Origin of the sequence: Aeromonas sp. S41-2 (assembly GCF_027705845.1) — a bacterium.
GTDB lineage: Bacteria > Pseudomonadota > Gammaproteobacteria > Enterobacterales > Aeromonadaceae > Aeromonas > Aeromonas hydrophila.
In genome coordinates this window covers 1-21,646 of sequence record NZ_JAPDCG010000011.1, presented here as the reverse complement: position 1 = coordinate 21,646, position 21,646 = coordinate 1, and the positions used below count along the sequence as shown (strand labels likewise).

Here is a 21,646-nt window from a genome sequence, read left to right as displayed (position 1 = left end):
ATGGTTTTTTCACCGGGTGAAAGGACGCACTGTGATGGTTGTACCAACCATCTCTCCATATTTTTCTGAGGGTATGCACATGAACAAAGTACTGGTAGCCGGTATCCTGGGTCTGATGTTGACCGCTTGTGGTCAGAAAGAAGAAGCCGCCGCTCCGGCTGCTACTCCGGCCGCCGACGTTGCTGCAACTGTTGAGAAAGCCGCTAGCGAAGCCACCTCTACCGTAGAGAAGGCCGCTTCCGAAGCGACTGCAACCGTTGAGAAGGCTGCCGCTGACGTAGCCACCAAGGCGGAAGCCGCAGTGAGCGATGCCAAGGCCAACTAAGCCTGCACCTCATCTGAAGAACGGGCCCGAAGGCAACTTCGGGCCCGTTTTTTTATGTCCGTTCCCCGCCTTTGACGGGATTCTTGCTGGCTCGGGAACCGGCTAGAGCGCCGGGTTGAGGCGCGCGGTGAGGATATGATCCTCCCAGCGGCCGTTGATCATCAGGTAGTCTTTGGCGTACCCCTCCCGCTCGAAGCCGAGCCGCTCGAGCAGGGCGCCGCTGCGCAGATTCGACGGCATGTAGCCAGCCATGATGCGGTGCAGGCCGTGTTCCCGGAACAGGTAGTCGATGCCGGCCTCGACGATCTCCTGCATCAGTCCCTGTCCCTGATGGGCCTGGTCGATGGCGTAACCCAGATGGCAGGCCTTGAAGGCGCCCATCAGGATGTTGGTGAAGTTGCAGGTGGCAATCACCTGCTCACCATGGGGATCGAGCGCCACCAGATGTACCCCGCTGCCATTGAAGAACTGGCCATAGCTGTCGCGCAGCCGGCCGTGCCAGTGGCTCAGGGTGTAGAAGTTCTCGTCCCGGCTGGGCTCCCAGGGGGCGAGGTGGGCGCGGTTGCGCAGATAGAAATCCAGCATCAGATCGGCCCGCTCGGGGGGCAGTATGGTGAGCTGGCAGCGGGCCGTGCACAGGTGTGGCAGCGCCATCAGTGATCCCTCTGCCTGAGCCACTCATCGCGCAGCAGGCTGTAGTGAACGTGGTCCATGACGCGGTCGGCCAGCCGCTCGGCACGACGGGTGATCCCCTCCTGCTGCATGCCGAGGCGCTCGCAGACGGCCCGGCTGGGCTCGTTGTCGGTGGCGGCGCTGATCTCCACCTTCTCCATCCCCATCTCCTCGAAGGCGTGATGGATCAAGGCCTGGCAGGCGCGGGTGATGATGCCGTTGCCCTGCCAGCGCTCGGCCAGCCAGTAGCCGATGTTGACCTTGGCCAGCGCCCGGTCGATCTGGTTGTAGCCGATGACGCCGACCACTTCTCCCTGATACTCGATGGCGGTGGTCAGCCCCTCGCCGCGGGCAAACTTCTCGATGGCGTGGCGGATGAAGGTGGCGCTGTCGGCGGGCTGCTGAATGTAGGGCGGCCAGGGCAGCCACTGGGTCAGGTAGTCGCGGTTCTCCCGACACAGGGCAAAGAGCTCGCTGGCCATATCGGGCTGCAGGAACAGCAGCGCCAGCTCGTCGTCCAGTTGCCATGAAAACATCCGTACCTCCCCTCCAGTCAGGGCCCGAAGCGGGCCGCCAAACCGCCAATGTAGCCAATCAACCCCTTGTACGCCAAGGGTTTTCCATCTGTTCTTGCGCCCCGCCATCCCCATATGGAGGGGCGATTGGCGGCGGCCAGAAAGCGCCTGGCCATTGTTCGGCTTTTTTTGGTGTTATTCGCCATTTTGATCTCTTCTCACGCTACCAAACAGGGGCAACAGCAGATCCTGCTATGGGTTTGTGCTGCTCTGTCACATATGACAGGCAGCAATCTTGAACGTGCCAACTAGTGTAGGAGCGCCGGGCAACGGACCCGACGTGTAATCTTCATCGACTTAAGGAAAAGACGGATGAACAAAGTCTATTTGGCCGTGGTATTGGCCTGCTGGGGAAGCGCAGCGCTGGCTGCAGAACAGGTGGATGTGCATCAGGTCGCGGGCATTCAGGGAGCGCCGAGCGGCGCTGCCGGGGTAAGCGCGCTGGCAGGGGATGGCGAGTTTCGTCAGGTGCGGGCGGTCAAGCTGCCCAATGGTCAGCAGCGGGTGCGCTATGAGCAGACCTGGCACGGGATCCCGGTCTGGGGCCAGGTGCTGGTGGCCGAGCAATCCCTCGGCGGGCAGATAAGCCAGGTCTCCGGCCAGATCCTGCGCCAGATCGATGCCGACGTGGCCAGTCCGACCGCCGCCCTGTCGCCGGCCGATGCCGCCAGCAAGGCGCGGGCCGGGGCCAAGGGCAGCAACGAGCGGGTCAAGCTGTTCGTGATGCAGGATGAGGCAGGTCAGGCCCGCCTGGTCTATCTGGTCTCCTGGCTGGCGGCGAGCGATGAGCCGAGCCGCCCCTTCGTGGTGATCGATGCCCAGAACGGCAGCGAGCTCAAGCGCTGGGAAGGGATCAACCACAAGGACGCCACCGGCCCGGGTGGCAACGTCAAGACCGGCAAATATTTCTACGGCGCCGACTTCGGCCCGCTGCTGGTGGATGACAACTGCCGGATGACCAGTCCGAACGTGGACACCCTCAACATGAATCACGCCACCACGGGCGGCGCCATTCATCAGTTCACCTGCCCGGAGAACACGGTCAAGGAGATCAACGGCGCCTACTCGCCGCTCAACGACGCCCACTACTTCGGCAACGTGGTGTTCGACATGTACCGCAACTGGTACAACACGGCGCCGCTGACCTTCAAGCTGAAGATGCGGGTACACTACAGCCGCAACTACGAGAATGCCTTCTGGGACGGCAGCCAGATGACCTTCGGTGACGGCGCCACCACCTTCTATCCGCTGGTGAGCCTGGACGTGGCGGCCCACGAGGTGAGCCACGGCTTTACCGAGCAGAACTCCGGGCTGGTCTACTCCGGTCAGTCGGGCGGCATCAACGAGGCCTTCTCCGACATGGCGGGGGAAGCGGCCGAGAACTTCATGAAGGGCAGCAACGACTGGCTGGTGGGCGCCCAGATCTTCAAGGGCAACGGCTCGCTGCGCTACTTTGAGGATCCGACCCGGGACGGCAGCTCCATCGGTCATGCCAGCGACTACTACGATGGCATCGACGTGCACCACAGCTCCGGTGTCTACAACCGCGCCTTCTACCTGCTGGCCAACACCAGCGGCTGGAATACCCGCAAGGCCTTTGAAGTGTTCGTGCTGGCCAACCGCCTCTACTGGGGCGCCAACACTACCTTCGATCAGGGCGCCTGCGGGGTGACCAAGGCCGCCACCGATCTGGGCTACAGCGTGACCGACGTGGCGGCAGCCTTTACCACAGTGGGGGTCAATGCCACCTGTGGCGGCACCACGCCGCAGCCGGGCAGCGTGCTGCAAAACGGGGTGCCGGTGAGCGGTCTCTCCGCCGCCAAGGGTGGCAAGCTTAACTTCACCATCGACGTGCCGGCCGGCAAGAGCCAGCTGGTGATCGCCAGCAGCGGCGGTACCGGCGATGCGGATCTGTATGTGAAGTTCGGCAGCGTGCCGACCAGCAGCAGCTATGACTGCCGCCCCTACAAGAGCGGCAGCGCCGAGACCTGCACCCTGAATTCGCCCAAGGCGGGGACCTGGAACGTGCAGCTGAGCGCCTACAGCGCCTTCTCGGGGGTGACCCTCAAGGCCAGCTACTGAGCCTGAGTCACCGTAACAGAGATAGAGCGCCGGACTTGTCCGGCGCTTTTTTTATGCGGATTTGCCCGCCCAGCGCCGGGCCAGGGTGCGGGCGGCCTCCAGCACCCGCTCCTTGGCGGGATTGGGCCGTTTGCCGCTACGCCAGGCCATCATCACATCCCAGTGATCCGGCGGCAGATCCACCACGTCCAGCTGCACCAGCCGGCCGAACTCCAGATCCCGGGCGATGGCGAGCGCCGGCATCAGGGTGATGAAGCCGTGTTCCAGCGCCAGCTCCCGCGCCGCGCTGGCGGGCTGGATGGCGTGCAGCGGGCTGGCCACCTGGCGTAGCAGGCGCAACTGCAGGATCAGCTCGTCGCAGCCGGTACCCCACTGCTGGGGGGCCAGCCGCTCGTTGGCGATGTCCTGCAGGGTCAGGCCCTGCCGCCCGGCCAGCGGATGGGTGGCGCAGGCCACCGCTATGATGGGGGAGCGGTAGAGCAACTCGAGCTGGATGCCGGCGATGGCCGGGCACTTGAGGATGAAGCCGACGTCGGTCTCGCCGGTCAGCAGCTCCTGCATGATGATGCCGGAGTGATCCGTGTTGCAGCGGATCTCGAAGGTCTCGTCGACCAGTGCCAGCAGCAGGGGGCCGAACACCACGGTCGTCAGGGAGGGCAGGCAGGCGAGCCGAATGCGCGGCAGGGCGGGCGCTCCCTGCATCGCCAGGCGACCCCCTTCCAGCGCACTCAGTGCCGCACTCGCGGCAGGCAGGAACTGCTCGCAGGCCGGGGTGGGGGTGGCGCCGCGCCGATGGCGACGAAACAGGGGCTGGCCCAGATCCTGTTCCAGCACGGCGATCCGCTGGCTCACCATGGGTTGTGACCAGCCGCGCACGGCGGCCGCCTTGCTGAAGCTGCCGCGATTGACCACATCCAGCAGCAATTGCAGATCGTCGAGGGTCATAGCCATAACATAATCCAATATAAAATATAGCCAGTTGTCGGCTACCACTATATCTGGCGTCCTTCCAGAATAGCAGTATCAATCGTTGTGCTTTGGCATATTGCCATATCGGTTCAGGGGCTTGTTGCACCTTGAGCCCGTTTGGTGACGGCGTCATTCGGGCGATGAGACGAATTAATCGGAATGTCATCAGAAAGCAGGGGGACGGGTAGTCATGGTGGAGCGGGCGAGGCGGTTGGGGCGGTGGTTTTTGGCGTTGGATTCCCTGTTGGTGATCCTGGGGTTCTTCGTGGTGATGCCCATGATCAGCCTGCGCTTCGTGGATCAACTCGGCTGGGCGGCCGGGGTGGTGGGGCTGGCGCTGGGATTGCGCCAGCTGACCCAGCAGGGGCTGGGCATTCTGGGCGGTTCGCTGGCGGACAAGTTCGGCGCGCGGCCGCTCATCGTGGGCGGCATGCTGCTGCGGGCGGCGGGGTTTGCCAGCCTGGCCTATGCCCAGAGCGGGCTGGAGCTGATCCTCTCCTGCGTCATCTCGGGGCTGGGAGGCTGTCTGTTCGATCCGCCCCGCGCCGCCCTGGTGATCAAGTTCACCCGGCCCCGCCAGCGGGGGCGCTACATCTCGTTGCTGATGATGCTGGAGAGCGCCGGCGCCGTGGTGGGGGCCCTGCTCGGCAGCTGGCTGCTCAACTTCGACTTCGAATATGTCTGCCTGCTGGGGGCCGGCCTGTTTGTCTGCGCCGCGCTGTGCAACCTGCTGATCCTGCCCGCCTACAAGCTCTCGGTGCGGCCGACCCCGATCCGCGCCGGTCTCGGCCAGGTGCTGGCGGACAAGGCGTTCTGCCGGCTGGTGCTGATCCTGAGCGGCTACTATGCGCTCTGGGTCCAGGTGATGCTGATCTTCCCCATCCTGGTCAAGCAGATGGCGGGCACCACCACCGCGGTGGGCTGGATGTATACCCTGGAGACCGCCATCTCGCTGGCGCTGCTCTATCCGCTGGCGCGCTATGGCGAGCGCCACTTCAAGCTGGAGAGCCGCCTGATGGCCGGGGTGCTGCTGATGACCACCGGCATCGGGCTGGTGGCCTTTGCCAACACCCTGCCTGCGGTGTTCATGCTGCTGGCCTGCTTCTATCTGGGGATCGTCATCGCCGAACCGGCGCGGGAGACGCTGATGACCAAGCTCGCACAACCGGGAGCACGCGGCAGCTACATGGGCTTCAGCCGGCTGGGGCTGGCGCTGGGGGGCATGACGGGTTACGTGGGGGGCGGTGCGCTGCATGACTACGCCATGCTGCAGGGTCAGCCCTGGTTACCCTGGCTGGTGCTGGGCACGGTCGGGGTGACGACCTTGCTGCTGCTGGTGAACTGCTTTCACCGCGAGCCGAGTCTGGCGCGGGTCAACATCTGACGGGCAATAAAAAACCGGCCGCTGGGCGGCCGGTAAAAAATACAGTAGGCAATTCAGGGAAGACTTAGAAGTTGTACTGCAGGGCCACGGCGACCACGTCGTCGGTGTTCTTGCCCAGCGAGTTGGTGTGGGTACCGTTGACGTTGTCCAGCAGGTTGATCTTGTAATCAACGTAGGCGTTGAAGTTGTCGGTGAAGTTGTACCAGGCACCGATGGAAACGTACTCGGTGGCGGTGTCATCGATGCCGCGAGCGTTGTCCTTCACGTCGGTACGCAGGTAGGCCAGGGACGGCTTGAACTTGCCGAAGGCGTACTGGGCGACGGCTTCGTAGCCATCCATCTTCTCGGCGTAGCCGTTGAAGGTGCTGACGTACATGTGGTCTTCACCGTGGGAGTAGGTGGCAGCCAGGTAGAGGTCGCCGACGGCGTACTTGGCACCGACACCGTACAGTTTGGCGTCACGGTCACCACCGAAGGCGGCGTTGGCGGCCTGCTCGTCGGTCTTGCCAGCCTGGTTGTAGGCGGTACCCAGGCTCAGGCCCATGTCGAAGTCATAGTTGGCGGACACGGCGAAGCCTTCAGCAGAACCCTTCGGATTCCAGGTGCTGTTGGTGCCAGTCAGGTTGGAGCGATCGGCATTCTGCGGATCGTTGTTGCCGGTGAACTGGGCACCCAGGGTCAGGCCCTGATAGGTGTAGATATACTGGGCCAGGCCGTTGGTACGACCGGTACCGAATATTTCGGTGTCCTTGCCCAGACCGTCACCACCCCACTCTGGCAGCACGTCGGTGTAGTTGTTCACGGCTTTGGTGAACAGACCATCCTGACGGCCGTAGCTGAAGGCACCGAAACGATCGTGCTTGATGCCGGCGTAGGCATAACGCAGCTCGTCGTTGTCGGAGCCGGAGACCGGCAGGTTGTATTCAGCGAAGCCGAACGCGGTCAGCTCGTTGTCGATCTTGGTTTCGCCGGCAACGTGCAGACGCAGGTAGCTCTGGTCACCTTCAGAACCGTTGTCATCAGTGCCGTAGTACATGCCTTGAGCGCGACCACCGATGTCGAGTTTGGTGTCGTTCTGGTTGTAGACGGTAGCGGCTTGCGCACCACCGGCCAGCAGCACGCTGGAGATGGCCATGGTCAATGCTGTCTTTTTCATTGTTCGTTCCTCTGGTGTAAACACTGTCGGACCTGTGCTCGGCCCTGTTGATCGGTTTCTGTTCCGATACCCCAGAGTAGATCTGCGAACCTTGATAGAAACTGAAGCGCACAAGGATTAATTAATGATTTGACCTGAAAAGCAGGCATAAAAAACGGCCCGAACAGGGCCGTTTGCGTGTTTGTGGAATTAAATGCTGGTTAGAGCATCATGCCACCGAAGAAGAAGCCCAGCGCCACGGCGATGGCGATGGTGGCGACACCCGGTACGAAGAAGGGGTGATTGAATACCGCCTTGCCGATACGGGTGGAGCCGGTGTCATCCATTTCGACCGCGGCCAGCAGGGTCGGGTAGGTCGGCAGCACGAACAGGGCGCTCACGGCGGCGAAGGAGGCGATGGCGGTCAGCGGGCTGACACCCAGTGCCAGAGCGGCCGGCATCAGGGCCTTGGTGGTGGCACCTTGTGAGTAGAGCAGCATGGCGGCGAAGAACAGCACCACGGCCAGCAGCCAGGAGTACTGGTTCAGCAGGTCGCCGGCGATCAGCTGGATGGTGTCCATGTTGCCTTTCACGAAGACGTTGCCCAGCCAGGCCACGCCCAGTACGCAGATACAGGCGGACATGCCGGACTTGAAGGTCGGCATGTTGGTGACCTGGGTGGCGTCCAGCTTGCAGACCAGGGTCATGATGGTGGCCGCGGCCAGCATGATGCCCATGATGGCGCCATCACGGGGGATCGGCGGGTTGGCGATCAGGCCCACTTTACCGGAGATGGCGGTGGCGTAGGCCATCACGGCCACGATGGCGGCGATGAAGATCCAGACCGACACCTTGGCGTAAGGCTTGAGCTCCAGCTTGGTGGTGCCGCGCAGCTTGATCAGCCCTTTGGCCTTGCGCTCCAGGTAGACTTCGTCCTGGTCGAGCGGCTTGCCCAGCATGTTGGCGACGAAGGCGCCGAGGATGCAGGCGATGAAGGTGGAGGGGATGCAGATGGCCAGCAGGGTCAGGTAATCCACGCCAAACGGCTCAAGCATGCCGGAGAAGGCAACCACGGCCGCGGAGATGGGCGAGGCGGTGATGGCGATCTGGGAGGCGATGACGGCGATGGAGAGCGGACGGGACGGACGAATCCCCTGTTCCTTGGCCACTTCGGCGATCACCGGCAGGGTGGAGAAGGCGGTGTGACCGGTACCGGCCAGCATGGTCATCAGGTAGGTGACGACCGGCGCGGCGAAGGTGATGTATTTGGGGTTCTTGCGCAGGGCTTTCTCGGCCAGGGAGACCAGATAGTCCATGCCACCGGCCAGTTGCATACAGGCAATGGCGCAGATGACGGACGCGATGATCATGATCACGTCCCAGGGGATGTAGGTGACCAGCTGGTCGCTGGGAATTGGCATCCCCAGACCCCAGGTCAGTACCAGTACCCCCAAACCACCGGCAAAGCCGATGCCGATGCTGCCTATCCGGGCCCCCAGATAGATAGCGGCGAGCACGACAAGTAACTCGATTCCAATCATAGCGAACACTCCATTTTCCAGTTTTTTTAGGTTTTATTTGGCAGAAAAGCCAATTCCCGATGGGGCTGGGCAAGACCTATCGGGAACTGACTTTATGGGCCGGGATAAGCCCGGCCCATTTGCTCGCTTATACGGTGGCTTCGCGGGTATAACGCTTGGCTTTGTATTGCGGGTTCATCAGGTTCTCGATGGAGAGAATTTCATCCAGCTGCTCGGCGGTCAGCAGGCCGCGCTCCAGCACGACTTCACGGACGTTCTTGCCGGTCTGGGCACAGATCTTGCCGACGATGTCGCCTTCGTGGTGGCCGATGAAGGGGTTCAGGTAGGTCACGATGCCGATGGAGTTCAGCACGTGGTTCATGCAGATTTCCGGGTTGGCGGTGATGCCTTCCACGCACTTCTCGCGCAGGGAGATGCAGGCTTTTTCCATCAGGCTCAGGGATTCGAACATCGCCTGACCGATCACCGGCTCCATGACGTTCAGCTGCAGCTGACCGGCTTCGGCGGCGAAGGTGATGGTGACGTCGTTGCCAAAGACCTTGAAGCAGGACTGGTTGACCACTTCCGGAATGACCGGGTTGACCTTGGCCGGCATGATGGAGGAGCCAGCCTGCATTTCCGGCAGGTTGATCTCTTTGAGTGCAGTGCGCGGGCCGGAGGAGAGCAGACGCAGGTCGTTACAGATCTTGGAGAGCTTCATCGCCATGCGCTTGATGGCGCCGTGCAGCATCACGTAGGCGCCGCAGTCGGAGGTCGCTTCGATCAGATCTTCCGCCGGAACATAGGCACGACCGGTGATCTCGGCCAGGCGCTTGATGGCCAGGGCGGAGTACTCGGGCGGGGTGTTCAGGCCGGTACCGATGGCGGTGGCGCCCAGGTTCACTTCCAGCAGCAGCTCCTGACAACGCTTGATGGACTTGATCTCTTCGCGCAGGGTGACGGCGAAGGCATGGAACTCCTGACCCAGGGTCATCGGCACCGCATCTTGCAGCTGGGTACGACCCATCTTCAGGATGCCCTTGAACTCGGCGGCCTTGGCATCGAAGGCGGCGATCAGTGCTTCCAGCGCGTGCAGGGTGGTGTCGGTGCTGTTGACCACGGCCACGCGGAAACCGGTGGGGTAGGCATCGTTGGTGGACTGACACTTGTTGACGTGGTCATTGGGGTTGATGACGTCGTAGCGGCCCTTGGCCAGGCCCATGATTTCGAGGGCGATGTTGGCCAGTACTTCGTTGGTGTTCATGTTGACGGAGGTGCCGGCACCACCCTGGTAAACGTCGACCGGGAACTGGTCGAAGCATTTGCCGGTGTTCAGCATCAGGTCGCAGGCTTCTACGATCTTGTCAGCAATTTCAGGACGGATGGTACCCAGTTCGCCGTTCGCCAGGGCGGCGGCCTTCTTGGTCAGTACCATGCCGCGGACGAATTCCGGAACGTCAGAAATCTTCTGAGTGCTGATCTTGAAGTTCTCAACGGCGCGCAGGGTATGCACACCGTAGTAGAGATCGTTGGAAACTTCTTTGGTGCCCAGCAGGTCTTCTTCAATGCGGACGTTCTTGATGTCGCTCATTGTAATGCCTCAGAAATCAGATAAATGGAAACGATCCTCACCGAGTGGTCGCGAGTTCCTTACGCACGGTTCATCCTGAAGCACCACACATCGAGTGGGGCGGTTGGGGGCTTTTTTGCTCCCTTAATTACTGGCGTCGATATTACCCCAATTGAGGTATCTGATATTAGACCTGGATCACTAAATTTGAGACAACCTCAAATAACTTGTGGTCATTAAACAGATATTGCAATCAACCGATTTACTTTGACAGAACAATGACTTCAATCACAGTCTGGCAAGCCGGTTTTTCTGTGGATCCGGCGCCTCGTCACCCTGTGGACTTGAAAAATGCGCGTCACCCCCCATTTTAATCAACAGGAACCGATACCATGGCGGGTTGGCAACGGCATCAACGGTTGTCGCACTTCGCCAGCGGTTCATTCACATTCATCCGCACTGAGGTTGTTATGGGCAAGTTGTTTCTATTGTTGGTCGGTCTGGTGGTGCTTGAGCTCACCGTGATGATCGAAGTCGGCTCCGTGATCGGTGCCTTGCCGACCGTCGGCTTGCTCATTCTGACGGCGGTGCTGGGCTCCTCGCTGGTGCGCAGCGAAGGGATCAAGACCCTGTTCAACGCGCAGCAGAAGATGCAGCAGGGGGAGATGCCGGGACGTGAGGTGATGGGGGGCATGATGCTGGCGCTGGCCGGTCTGCTGCTGATCATCCCGGGTTTCGTGACCGACTTCTTCGGCATCCTGTTGCTGCAGCCCTGGCTGCGCAACAAGCTGGCCGACAAGCTGATCGGCAGTAACCAGTTCAAGATGCAGATGAGCGGTTTTCAGGCTCGTCAGCAGCCGTTTGACGAGGTGCCGGGCAATGACCAGCCGGGCCAGGCTCCGCGCAGCGGCACCACCATTGAAGGGGAGTTCGAGCGCAAGGAGTAACTGCTGCGCTTACTTTCCTGCCATCAGGGCCTGCCCTGATGGCACAACTGCTCGAAGCGGTGGCGGGCATACCACCAGGCCAGGGTGCCCGCCGCCAGATTGGCCACGAGAATTCCCAGATAGATCCCCTGCTCCCCTCCCAGTTTCGCCCCCAGCCAGGCCCCTGGCAGCAAGAAGACAAACAGCCGCAACCCGTTGAACAGGAAGGAGACGCTGGAAGCCCTCACGCCATTCAAGGCGGATGCGAGCAGCATCACCATGCCCTGAAAGCCGTAGCCGATGGGTACCAGGTGCAGATAGAGCACGATGAGGCGCACCACCTGCGGATGACTGCTGAACAGCTCGGCGATGAAGGGGGCCAGCAGCCAGGTTAGTGCGTATACCGCCAGCTGGAACAGCAGGGCAAAGCGCATGCAAAACTGCAGCGCCGCCTTTGCGCGGGCCGGGTTGCCCGCCCCGCAGTTCTGCGAGATGAAGGGCGCCAGCACGGAGGAGAGCGCCATCATCACGATAAGCAACAGGGCTTCCACTCTCGATGCGGCGCCGTAGGCGGCCACCACTTCCGTCCCCAGCCCGGCGAAGATGGTCATCAGCACGGCGTTGGCCAGCGGGTTGAGCATGTTGGTGAAGGAGGCGGGCACCGCCACGTGCAGCAGGGCACGCCAGTGGGCCAGCAACTGCGGACGAGGGGAGAGGCGCCAGCACAGCAGTCCTTCCCGGTGGCGCAATATATAGAGGCTGACCAGCATGGCCATCAGCCAGGAGAGGGAGGTGGCGATGGCGGCGCCGCGGATCCCCCATGCGGGGAAGGGGCCTATGCCGAAGATGAGCAGGGGATCCAGCACCCCATTGACCAGCCCGGCCACCGTCATCACCAGGCTGGGGGTCTTGGTATCGCCGGTGGCCCGGATGGCGGCATTGCCCACCATGGGCAGCACCAGCATGGGGACGGTCAGATACCAGATCAGCATGTAGTCGTAGATGAGGGCGATCAGCTCATCGCTGGCGCCGAGCAACCGGAACAGCGGGTGTATGGTCAGCGCGCCCGCCAGTGCGATGAGGGCGACCAGCAGCACGGCCAGAAACAGGTTGTCGGTGGTGATGCGGGCGGCTTCATCATGCTTGCCCTGGCCGAGCGCATGACCCATCACCGCAGAGAGACCGGCTCCCAGTCCCATCGCCAGCGAGGTGACCACGAAGGTCACCGGAAAGGTGAAGCTGATGGCGGCCAGCGCCTGGGTACCCAGCATGCCGATGAAGAAGGTGTCGACCAGGTTGAAGGCGAGAATAGCGACGATACCGAGGATCATCGGGCCCGTCATGCGCAGCAATACGGACGTCATGGGGGCAGTCAGCAGGGGATTGGGTCGGGTCACGGGCTCGTCTCTGTACGTCTGGCGGAGTTCTGGCTGCGGGCAGCACAAACCGGTTTCCTGACCGGGACTTCGGGAGATCCATCGAAGACGTTCATAGTACGTGAAAATATTTTTTTTGTATTTGCCCTTGAAGGGTTAACAAACGTGCCCCACATCGGAGACATATCTAATTTGGCCAGGAATGGCCATTCCTCAAAGCAACACAGAGACTCATTTTGGGAGAGTTATCGATGAAAATTCGTCCACTGCACGACCGCGTCATCATCAAGCGCATCGAAGCTGAAGCCAAATCCGCTGGCGGCATTGTCTTGACTGGTACTGCGGCCCAGAAGTCCACCCGTGGTGAAGTTCTTGCCGTGGGGACTGGCCGAATTCTGGATAATGGCGATGTCAAAGCCCTCGCCGTCAAGGTTGGTGACAAGGTGATCTTCAACGAAGGCTACGGTGTGAAGACCGAGAAGCTGGATGGTCAGGACGTACTGATCCTGTCTGAAACCGACATCCTGGCGATTGTCGAAGAGTAATCCACCCTTTCCCCCTGCGAATTGATTGAAGGATTGAAGAAATGGCAGCTAAAGAAGTCAAGTTTGGCAACGAAGCACGCAGCAAGATGCTGGAAGGCGTAAACATCCTGGCCGATGCCGTCAAGGTAACCCTGGGCCCGAAAGGCCGCAACGTGGTACTGGACAAGTCCTTCGGCGCACCGACCATCACCAAGGACGGTGTCTCCGTTGCACGCGAAATCGAGCTGGAAGACAAGTTCATGAACATGGGCGCCCAGATGGTCAAGGAAGTTGCTTCCAAGGCCAATGACGCCGCCGGTGACGGTACCACTACCGCTACCGTACTGGCTCAAGCCATCGTCAACGAAGGCCTGAAGGCCGTTGCCGCCGGCATGAACCCGATGGATCTGAAGCGTGGTATCGACAAGGCCGTAGTAGCCGCCGTTGCCGAGCTGCAAGCGCTGTCCCAGCCGTGTGCCGACAACAATGCCATCGCTCAGGTCGGCACCATCTCCGCCAACTCCGACGAGAAAGTCGGCAAGCTGATTGCCGAAGCCATGGACAAGGTAGGTCGTGACGGCGTCATCACCGTTGAAGACGGTCAGGGTCTGGACGACGAGCTGGCCGTGGTAGAAGGCATGCAGTTCGACCGTGGCTACCTCTCCCCGTACTTCGTCAACAAGCCGGAAACCGGTGCCGTTGAGCTGGACGATCCCTTCATCCTGCTGGTCGACAAGAAAGTCTCCAACATCCGTGAAATGCTGCCGGTGCTGGAAGGCGTAGCCAAAGCGGGCAAGCCGCTGATCATCGTGGCCGAAGACGTAGAAGGCGAAGCGCTGGCGACCCTGGTGGTCAACACCATGCGTGGCATCGTGAAAGTCGCTGCCGTCAAGGCACCTGGCTTCGGTGACCGTCGCAAAGCCATGCTGCAGGATATCGCCATCCTGACCGGTGGTACCGTGATCTCCGAAGAAGTGGGCATGGAGCTGGAAAAAGCGACCCTGGAAGACCTGGGCCGTGCCAAGCGCATCGTCATCACCAAAGAGAACACCACCATCATCGATGGCGTGGGTGATGCATCCCTGATCGAGAGCCGTGTGGCCCAGATCCGTCAGCAGATCGAAGAGACCTCTTCCGATTACGACCGTGAGAAGCTGCAAGAGCGCGTAGCCAAACTGGCTGGCGGTGTTGCGGTGATCAAGGTTGGCGCTGCCACCGAAGTTGAGATGAAAGAGAAGAAAGCCCGGGTTGACGACGCCCTGCACGCGACTCGCGCCGCAGTAGAAGAGGGTGTGGTTGCCGGTGGTGGTGTTGCGCTGGTACGCGTGGCCGCCAAACTGGCCGGCCTGCGTGGCGACAACGAAGATCAGAACGTGGGTATCAAGGTCGCTCTGCGCGCCATGGAAGCCCCGCTGCGCCAGATCGTCATCAACGCCGGTGAAGAGGCCTCCGTCATCGCCAACGCGGTGAAGAACGGTGAAGGTAACTTCGGTTACAACGCCTACACCGAACAGTACGGTGACATGCTGGCCATGGGTATCCTGGATCCGACCAAGGTGACCCGTTCAGCCCTGCAGTTCGCCTCTTCCATCGCCGGCCTGATGATCACCACCGAGTGCATGATCTCCGAGCTGCCGAAGAAAGATGCCCCTGCCATGCCTGACATGGGCGGCATGGGCGGCATGGGCATGATGTAATTCAGCCCTGGTTACCAAACGGCTCGCTATTGCGGGCCGTTTTTTTTATGGCGACTAAACTGAGTCTATTGTCAGTGACTTAATCAGAGGTGAGTATGCGTGTACTGGGTTTGATTCCATTACTGTTTTCTCTGGCCATGCCGGTGATGGCACTTGAGGCGCCACAGGGGCCCGTCATTTTGAAGGTGACCGGCAATGTGCTGCCGGCCGAAGCGACGGAGGGGGTGGTCTCCTTCGATCTCGCCATGCTCAAGGCCCTGCCGCAGCATGAGATAGTGACCAGCAATCCCTGGGTCGACAAACCGCACAAATATGTGGGACCCAAGCTGGCGGATGTCTTGGCTGCCGTCGGTGCGGATGGCAAGGCGATCACCTTGACGGCCTTGAACAGTTTTCAGATCAGGATCAACTGGGATAAGGTCAGGCAATACGACCCGATTCTGGCCTGGCAAGATGACGGGGTCACCATGCGGGTACGGAATAAGGGACCGCTTTGGTTTATCCTACCGCTGGATCAGTATCCCGAGCTGAAACGCTCGGAGTTTACCGACATGATGATTTGGCAATTGAACGCCATTGATATTCAGCATTGATGTAGTGGCTTGCGGGAGTACGAGTGAAAGCAAAGACCAAGGCGTGGCCTTTACTCATCGTTCTTTACCTATCTATCCTGTTGTTCACGGGAAGCACCCTCTATTGCCTCGCGCAGATACAGAATGCGACCCGAGTGATGGAGAGGTATACCTATGACGTCTCCTGGGCCCTGATGCAGTTGCAACTGGAGTTGGGGCGCTTCCTCAACTCCGTCGAGATCTACCATTATGGCGGCATCGATCACGATACCCTGATGCTGCGCTACGACATCCTGTGGAGCCGTACCCCCATCCTGCTCAGTGGCCAGTTGCGCCAGAGCATGAAGGACAAGCAGAAGACTCTGCGGCTGGTGCAGCTGATCGAAAGCAACATTCGCGAGATGGAGCCCAATATCACCAATCTGAAGGCGGGGACACCCGATTATCAGCAGATATTGATGCGCCTGGTTCCTCTGCAGGAGCCACTCTCCTATTCTCTCGCCTCCGTGATGCAGAAGAACATCAACGTCTATTCAGGCAATGACAAACGCTTTGGCCAGCTGCGCAATGCGCTGCTGTTCATGGTGTCAGGGCTGGTGCTGTCAGTGATGCTGTTGAGCGGTTTGTTGATCCGCGAGGCCCGCCGTCATTTCAGGGCGGCGCGGATCGATCCCCTGACCGGGCTCTCTAACCGGTTGGCCTTGCTGGAGAAAATGGAGTCCTACGCCACCAAGGAGACGCCGTTTGGCCTGGTGCTGGTGGACATCAACGATTTTCGCGACATCAACAGCAAGTTCGGCTACAACACCGGTGATTTCCTGCTGCAGGAGCTGGCAAAGCGAATGCGCAGTTTGTGTGAAAACGGTGAGTGGGTGGCCCGGCTGGGCGGCGATCAGTTTGCCATGATCCAGCGTGAAAGCAGTGACCTGCGCCAGGTGAGGGAGCTAGTGGCCCGCCTGCTGCATGCGCTCAAGCAGGACATCATCATCGACAACTACCCGTTCCGCCTGGAGGTGGGCATCGGTATCGCCTTCTTCCCGATGGACAGCAAGCATACTCAGGAGCTGCTCAGCCGGGCCGAGCAGGCCTTGTTTCACAGCCGCAAGACCCATGTGCCATACGTCATCTATGACAACTCGTTGCTCAATGAAACGGCGCGCCGCAAGCATTTGGCAAGCGACATGATCATGGCGCTCGAGCACAATGCACTCGAGCTCTATTACCAGCCCATCGTCAATCTCGAGAGTGGCCGCTGCGAGGCGGTGGAAGCCTTGCTGCGCTGGCGTCACCCTGAATTGGGTTTCATTCCACCCAACGAGGTGATCCAGGTTGCCGAGGAGTTCCAGCTGGCCGAGAAGCTGGGCAGCTGGGTATTGAATACGGCCTGCGAGCAGCTCTATCAGTGGCAGCAACTGGGTTTGGTTGATTTGCAGATGTGCGTGAATATCTCGCCCGGCATGTATCAGCGCAATCTGTTGAAGCTGGTTGCCAAGGCCTTGATGGACCACCATATTCCGGCCGCCAGTCTGGTGCTGGAGGTGACGGAAGACACCACCATGCGCGAGGTGAAAAACTCCCTGCAACTGATGCAGGATCTCAATCAGCAGGGGGTACAGCTGGCACTGGATGACTTTGGCACCGGCTACTCCTCGCTCAGCTATCTGCAGAAGCTGCCGGTCAGCAAGGTGAAAATCGATCGCTCCTTCATCCAGGGGATTGATACGTCCATCGAGGCATCCGAGCTGGTCGCCAATATTTGCCGGATGGGCTCCATGCTGGGCAAGAGTCTGGTGTGTGAAGGGATAGAAACTCAGGCGCAACTCGACGTGTTGCGCACCCTCACTGATATTCATCTCTATGGTCAGGGCTATCTGTTCAGCCGTCCAGAACAGGCAGAGAAGGTTTATCAAACCTTGCTGGAGATGGAAGAGGAGTGGCTGGAGCGACGCCAACCCGACAAGGCGTATTTAATTTAGCCAAAATGGCTCATGCTTGGTCCAAGATGGCCGATAGTCTTAAAGCAGGAGGTACACCATGGATATATCTAGTTCTGCATCTGCGTCATTTGGTTCTGCATTGATGACGGCCAGCCTGGCCAAGAAACAACAGACCCAAGAAGGTGAATCTGCATTGAAACTGCTGCAAACAGCAGCTCAATCAGCACCGGTTGCACCGACATCGGCCAACGCTTCTTTGGGAAGTAACATCGATATTCGCGTCTGACCCTAACGAAAAAGCCCCCATCCAGTCGATGGGGGCTTTTTTATGTCTGCGATATCGCGATGTCTATGTTGGCTCAGACCGGAAAGGGGGCTGGCGCCTCGAAGGTCATCCGCTCGCCGCTGCGGGGGTGGCTGATGGTCAGGCTGGCCGCATGCAGGTAGAGATGGGGGGCCGCCGCCAGCGCATCCGGATGGGCGTAGAGGTTGTCACCCAGAATCGGGTGTCCCAGCTCCAGCATGTGGACGCGCAGCTGGTGCGAGCGACCCGTGATGGGGGTCAGCTTGATCAGGCTGTTGCCATTCTCCACCTTCAGCTTCTGCCACAGGGTCAGAGCATGACGCCCCTCCTCGTGGTCAACCTTCTGTTTCGGCCGGTTGGGCCAGTCGACGCAGAGCGGCAGGTCGACCTGACCCGACGCTGCCTTCGGCTCGCCCCACACCCAGGCGAGGTAGTGCTTTTCGGTCTCCCGCTCGCGAAATTGCCGACTCAGCTCCCGATGGGAATTGGGATTGAGGGGAATGACAATGACGCCAGTAGTGGACATGTCGAGGCGATGAGCCGCCGCTGCCTTGGGATGCTGCTGCTTTACCCGATGCAGGACGCTGTCTTCATTCTCGGGGCCGCGCCCGGGGACGCTCAGCAGGCCAGTGGGCTTGTTGACCACCATGATGTCCTTGTCCTTGAACAGGATATCGAGCCAGGGTTCCAGAGGCGGTGAGTATTCAAACATAAATGTCTCGCATCAGAAGGTGGGGGCAAGCCCCCATCAGTTATGAGTAACCACAATCATAAAGGGCATGGCATCCGGCATGAGCCGGTCATGTCTCTTCAGTATCGCGTCAGTTATGGGTGACCACGATAAAGCGGATGGCATCCAGCTTGAGTTGGGTCTGATCGATCAGGTGGTGCAATTCTGCCTGCAGATTGCGCAGATAATCCAATTCGCTGTCACGCACGTTCGGGTTGACCGCCTTGAGCGCTTCCAGCCTGTCCAGATCCTGTTGCAGGGTCTGCGCCATCTGGGCGCGGGCCTTGTCGACAATCCCGCCTTTCAGCTCTTCGGCAATGGCCTGGCCCTTGCCAATCAGACCGTGGATCACCGGTTGGGACGCGGTGACCAGCTTGCTGCCGAGGTGGCGATTGACCGGGGTCAGCTGGCGGTTGAAGGCATCAAACGCCACTTTTTCACCCAGATTCTGGCCGTTCTTGTCCATCAGCAGACGGATCGGGGTCGGCGGCATGAAGCGATAGAGCTGGGGATGGGATGCAGACTCGGCAACAAAGATCAGCTCAAGCAGGATGGAGCCGATGGGCAGCGCCTTGTTTTTGAGCAGTGCGACCGAGGTAGCACCAATTTCGGAGCCCAGGATCAGGTCGATACCGCCGCGCATCATGGGGTGATCCCAGGAGAGCAGCGCCATGTCATCTCGCGACAGGGCGGTGTTGCGATCGAAGGTGATGGTCATGCCATCTTGCGGCAGGCCCGGGAAGCTGGAGACCAGCATGTGATCCCCCGGGGTCAGCACCAGCGCGTTCTCGCCACGGTCATCCTGATTGACGCCGATCTCGTCGAACATCTTGAGAGCGAAGGAGATCATGCCGGTGTCGTCATCTTCGGCGGCCAGTTTGTCGACCAGCTGCTGGGCGGCGGCGCCACCGCTGGAGTGGATCTCCAGCAGGCGATCGCGACCCTGTTCCAGCCGGGCCTTGAGCGGCTCGTGCAGTTCGCGAGTCTTGACCAGCAGGGCATCGAGGGGTTCCTGATCGCCGGTGTTGGCGGCCAGCAGCTCGAACAGCTCGTCACGTACCGCTTCGAATACCGGGCGGGCAGTCGGGCAGGTCTGCTCGAATGCATCCAGACCATCGTGATACCAGAGCTGCAGGGCGCGCTGGGCAGTCCCCTCCAAGTAGGGCACATGGATCTCGACGGTATTCTGCTGCCCGATACGGTCCAGTCGACCGATGCGCTGTTCCAGCAGATCCGGGTTGAGCGGCAGATCGAACAGCACCAGATGGCTGGCAAACTGGAAGTTGCGACCCTCTGAGCCGATCTCGGAGCAGAGCAATACCTGAGCGCCTCCCTCTTGTTGGGCGAAATAGGCGGAGGCCTTGTCCCGCTCGAGGATGGACATCCCTTCGTGGAACACGGCACCACGGATCCCTTCACGGGTACGCAATGCCTCTTCCAGCGCGATGGCGGTGGCCGCTTCGGAGCAGATCACCAGCACCTTCTGCTGGCGGGCTGAGAGCAGCAGCTCCAGCAACCATTCAACGCGCGGGTCGAACTGGGTCCAGGTGGCGTTGTCGCCTTCGAATTGCTGGAAGATCTTCTCGGGATAGAGGTAGCGCAGGGCGCGGGTCTGCAGATCGCCGCCATTGCCACCCATCATGCCCATTACCTTGATGGCTGTCTTGTACTGCTCCGGCAGCGGCATGGGGTAGACGTTGAGGTGGCGCTCCGGGAAGCCCTGAATATTGGCGCGGCTGTTACGAAACAGCACCCGGCCGGTGCCATGCTGATCCAGCAGCTTGGCGACCGCCTGTTGACGGGCGGTGGCATCGCTTAAGTCCAGCCCTTCCAGCTGGCTGGCAAGGATTCTTTTAGCTTCATCGCTCAGCGTCTCGCCATCCAGCAGCTCTTGCGCTGCGCTGGCGACCTGACCGTAGGCTTGCTCCTCGGCGAGGAAGGCGTCGTAGTCGTAGAAACGCTCCGGGTCGAGCAGGCGCAGACGGGCAAAGTGGCTCTGGTGGCCCAGCTGATCCGGGGTGGCGGTCAGCAGCAGCACGCCCGGCACCTGTTCGGCCAGCGCTTCGACCATCTCATAGGCACGGCTCGGCGCCTCTTCGCTCCACTCCAGATGGTGGGCTTCGTCGACAACCAGCAGATCCCACTCGGCTTCCAGCACCTGTTCGAAGCGACGACGCTTCTTGCGCAGGAAGTCGAGACTGCAGATCACCAGCTGTTCGGTCTCGAAGGGATTCTCCGCATCGGCGAACGCCTCGATGCAGCGCTCCTCGTCAAACAGGGAGAAGTGCAGGTTGAAGCGGCGCAGCATTTCAACCAGCCACTGGTGCTGTAAAGTCTCGGGCAACAGGATCAGCACCCGATGAGCGCGGCCGGAGAGCAGTTGCTGATGAATGATCATGCCCGCTTCGATGGTCTTGCCCAGACCCACCTCATCGGCCAGCAGTACGCGCGGGGCGTAACGGTGACCCACTTCATGGGCGATATAGGTCTGGTGCGGGATCAGGCTGACCCGGCCACCGGCCAGACCACGAGTCGGGTTGCGGCGACGTTGGTGCTGGTTGATCAACGCCTCGTAGCGCAGGGTAAAGCGGGACATCCGGTCAATCTGGCCGGCGAACAGGCGATCCTGCGGCTTGTTGAACTTGATGAAGTTGTTGAGAAACACTTCCTTGAGGGCAACGGGCTCATCATTGTCGGTACGCACACCGACATATATAAGCAGGCCGTCTTTCTCCTGCACTTCTTCGACCGTCATGGTCCAGTCTTCGTGACTGGCTATCTGATCGCCCACATTGAAGCTGACCCGGGTCACCGGCGCCTCTTCTTTGGCATACATGCGGTTTTCACCGGTAGCCGGAAACAACAGGGTAACCATGCGTCCTTCAACAGCAACGACAGTCCCCAACCCCAGATCCGTCTCTGTATCACTAATCCAACGCTGGCCAAGTGCAAAAGGCATTAAACTCTCCAAAGCCCAAGAGTGTGTGAATCGCAAAGGGGCGCTATGTTACCCGAAGGCGTGAGCGCGATCACCATGGATATAGATGTGGCAGGCGTCATTCATCGGGTGGGTCGAACCGGCGTGCTCACCTATGGCTAAAGATAGAGGGATGTCGCTATATGGAGGCAGAATTGCTGAATAAGCCATCTATCTGGGTGATTGTTGAACGGTTGAGCTGATTTCTCGAATTTAATTCGAAAGTCCTCTTGCAAGCGTGATCCAGATCCCTATAATGCGCCCCATCGACACGGCAAGCGGCAACGCAAACAACCGGGTCGGTCGCCTCGAAAAGCCTTTGCAAATAAGGCTTGACTCGAGAAGGCGGTTGAGTAGAATGCCACTCCCGC

General features: G+C 60.2%; 18 protein-coding genes. 9 read left to right on the top strand and 9 right to left on the bottom strand.

The features are described from left to right. Positions 1-79: 79 nt before the first annotated feature. Entirely contained in the window at positions 80-325 is a 246-nt protein-coding gene (locus tag OKC44_RS19245) for a hypothetical protein (protein WP_005309486.1), read from the top strand. A 102-nt stretch (positions 326-427) separates the two neighbouring features. Here OKC44_RS19245 and rimJ read toward each other — a convergent pair whose 3' ends face one another. Together rimJ and OKC44_RS19235 are read right to left on the bottom strand one after the other, a co-directional pair. Then, a complete protein-coding gene (rimJ, locus tag OKC44_RS19240) occupies positions 428-979 on the bottom strand; it encodes a ribosomal protein S5-alanine N-acetyltransferase (RefSeq protein WP_270814599.1) in 552 nt (183 codons plus the stop codon). Next, entirely contained in the window at positions 979-1,533 is a 555-nt protein-coding gene (locus OKC44_RS19235) for a GNAT family N-acetyltransferase (protein WP_270814597.1), read from the bottom strand. The genes rimJ and OKC44_RS19235 overlap by 1 nt, the downstream gene beginning before the upstream one ends. A 351-nt stretch (positions 1,534-1,884) precedes the next feature. On the opposite strand from OKC44_RS19235, the gene OKC44_RS19230 reads away from it, so the two are divergent. Next, positions 1,885-3,654, top strand: a complete 1,770-nt coding sequence (locus tag OKC44_RS19230) for a M4 family metallopeptidase (protein WP_270814595.1) — start codon at positions 1,885-1,887, stop codon at positions 3,652-3,654. Between the two features lie 51 nt (positions 3,655-3,705). On the opposite strand, the gene OKC44_RS19225 is transcribed toward OKC44_RS19230, so the two are convergent. Further along, complete coding sequence (locus OKC44_RS19225) at positions 3,706-4,605, bottom strand: LysR family transcriptional regulator (protein ID WP_024946193.1); 900 nt, start codon at positions 4,603-4,605, stop codon at positions 3,706-3,708. Positions 4,606-4,813: 208 nt separating this feature from the next. Here OKC44_RS19225 and mdtH point away from each other — a divergent pair, with 208 nt between their 5' ends. Continuing rightward, the gene (gene mdtH, locus OKC44_RS19220) at positions 4,814-6,007 is read left to right on the top strand and encodes a multidrug efflux MFS transporter MdtH (protein WP_011704798.1); all 1,194 of its coding nucleotides are present in this window, start codon (positions 4,814-4,816) and stop codon (positions 6,005-6,007) included. A gap of 64 nt (positions 6,008-6,071) precedes the next feature. On the opposite strand, the gene OKC44_RS19215 is transcribed toward mdtH, so the two are convergent. The 3 genes from OKC44_RS19215 to aspA form a co-directional block, all read right to left on the bottom strand. Continuing rightward, entirely contained in the window at positions 6,072-7,163 is a 1,092-nt protein-coding gene (locus tag OKC44_RS19215; RefSeq protein ID WP_016349559.1) for a porin, read from the bottom strand. 200 nt (positions 7,164-7,363) lie between these two features. Next, positions 7,364-8,683 carry an anaerobic C4-dicarboxylate transporter gene (locus tag OKC44_RS19210; protein ID WP_011704800.1) on the bottom strand — a complete coding sequence of 440 codons (1,320 nt, stop codon included), beginning with the start codon at positions 8,681-8,683 and terminating at the stop codon, positions 7,364-7,366. Between the two features lie 127 nt (positions 8,684-8,810). Beyond that, a complete protein-coding gene (gene aspA / locus OKC44_RS19205) occupies positions 8,811-10,253 on the bottom strand; it encodes an aspartate ammonia-lyase (protein ID WP_011704801.1) in 1,443 nt (480 codons plus the stop codon). Between the two features lie 449 nt (positions 10,254-10,702). Here aspA and OKC44_RS19200 point away from each other — a divergent pair, with 449 nt between their 5' ends. After that, on the top strand, positions 10,703-11,179 hold the full coding sequence (locus OKC44_RS19200) for an FxsA family protein (RefSeq protein ID WP_270814593.1): 477 nt from the start codon (positions 10,703-10,705) through the stop codon (positions 11,177-11,179). 23 nt (positions 11,180-11,202) lie between these two features. On the opposite strand, the gene OKC44_RS19195 is transcribed toward OKC44_RS19200, so the two are convergent. Then, positions 11,203-12,603 carry an MATE family efflux transporter gene (locus OKC44_RS19195; protein WP_270814591.1) on the bottom strand — a complete coding sequence of 467 codons (1,401 nt, stop codon included), beginning with the start codon at positions 12,601-12,603 and terminating at the stop codon, positions 11,203-11,205. 182 nt (positions 12,604-12,785) lie between these two features. Here OKC44_RS19195 and OKC44_RS19190 point away from each other — a divergent pair, with 182 nt between their 5' ends. The 5 genes from OKC44_RS19190 to OKC44_RS19170 all read left to right on the top strand — a co-directional run bounded on the left by OKC44_RS19190 (position 12,786) and on the right by OKC44_RS19170 (position 17,550). Continuing rightward, positions 12,786-13,079, top strand: a complete 294-nt coding sequence (locus tag OKC44_RS19190; RefSeq protein WP_005309514.1) for a co-chaperone GroES — start codon at positions 12,786-12,788, stop codon at positions 13,077-13,079. 41 nt (positions 13,080-13,120) lie between these two features. After that, positions 13,121-14,755, top strand: a complete 1,635-nt coding sequence (gene groL, locus OKC44_RS19185; protein WP_011704804.1) for a chaperonin GroEL — start codon at positions 13,121-13,123, stop codon at positions 14,753-14,755. Between the two features lie 95 nt (positions 14,756-14,850). Further along, complete coding sequence (locus OKC44_RS19180; RefSeq protein WP_016349563.1) at positions 14,851-15,348, top strand: hypothetical protein; 498 nt, start codon at positions 14,851-14,853, stop codon at positions 15,346-15,348. A 23-nt stretch (positions 15,349-15,371) separates the two neighbouring features. Then, positions 15,372-17,303: a putative bifunctional diguanylate cyclase/phosphodiesterase gene (locus OKC44_RS19175; protein ID WP_039214446.1), complete on the top strand. Its 1,932-nt coding sequence runs from the start codon at positions 15,372-15,374 to the stop codon at positions 17,301-17,303. A 58-nt stretch (positions 17,304-17,361) separates the two neighbouring features. Then, a complete protein-coding gene (locus OKC44_RS19170; RefSeq protein WP_073348952.1) occupies positions 17,362-17,550 on the top strand; it encodes a hypothetical protein in 189 nt (62 codons plus the stop codon). Positions 17,551-17,623: 73 nt separating this feature from the next. Here the strand turns inward: OKC44_RS19170 and rluA are convergent, their stop codons facing one another. Both rluA and rapA read right to left on the bottom strand, forming a co-directional pair. Then, positions 17,624-18,280, bottom strand: coding sequence for a bifunctional tRNA pseudouridine(32) synthase/23S rRNA pseudouridine(746) synthase RluA (gene rluA / locus OKC44_RS19165; protein WP_270814589.1), 657 nt, complete (start codon positions 18,278-18,280; stop codon positions 17,624-17,626). Positions 18,281-18,389: 109 nt separating this feature from the next. Beyond that, positions 18,390-21,257 (bottom strand): RNA polymerase-associated protein RapA, encoded by a 2,868-nt coding sequence (gene rapA, locus OKC44_RS19160; protein WP_270814587.1) that lies wholly within the window; start codon positions 21,255-21,257, stop codon positions 18,390-18,392. Positions 21,258-21,646: the final 389 nt, after the last annotated feature.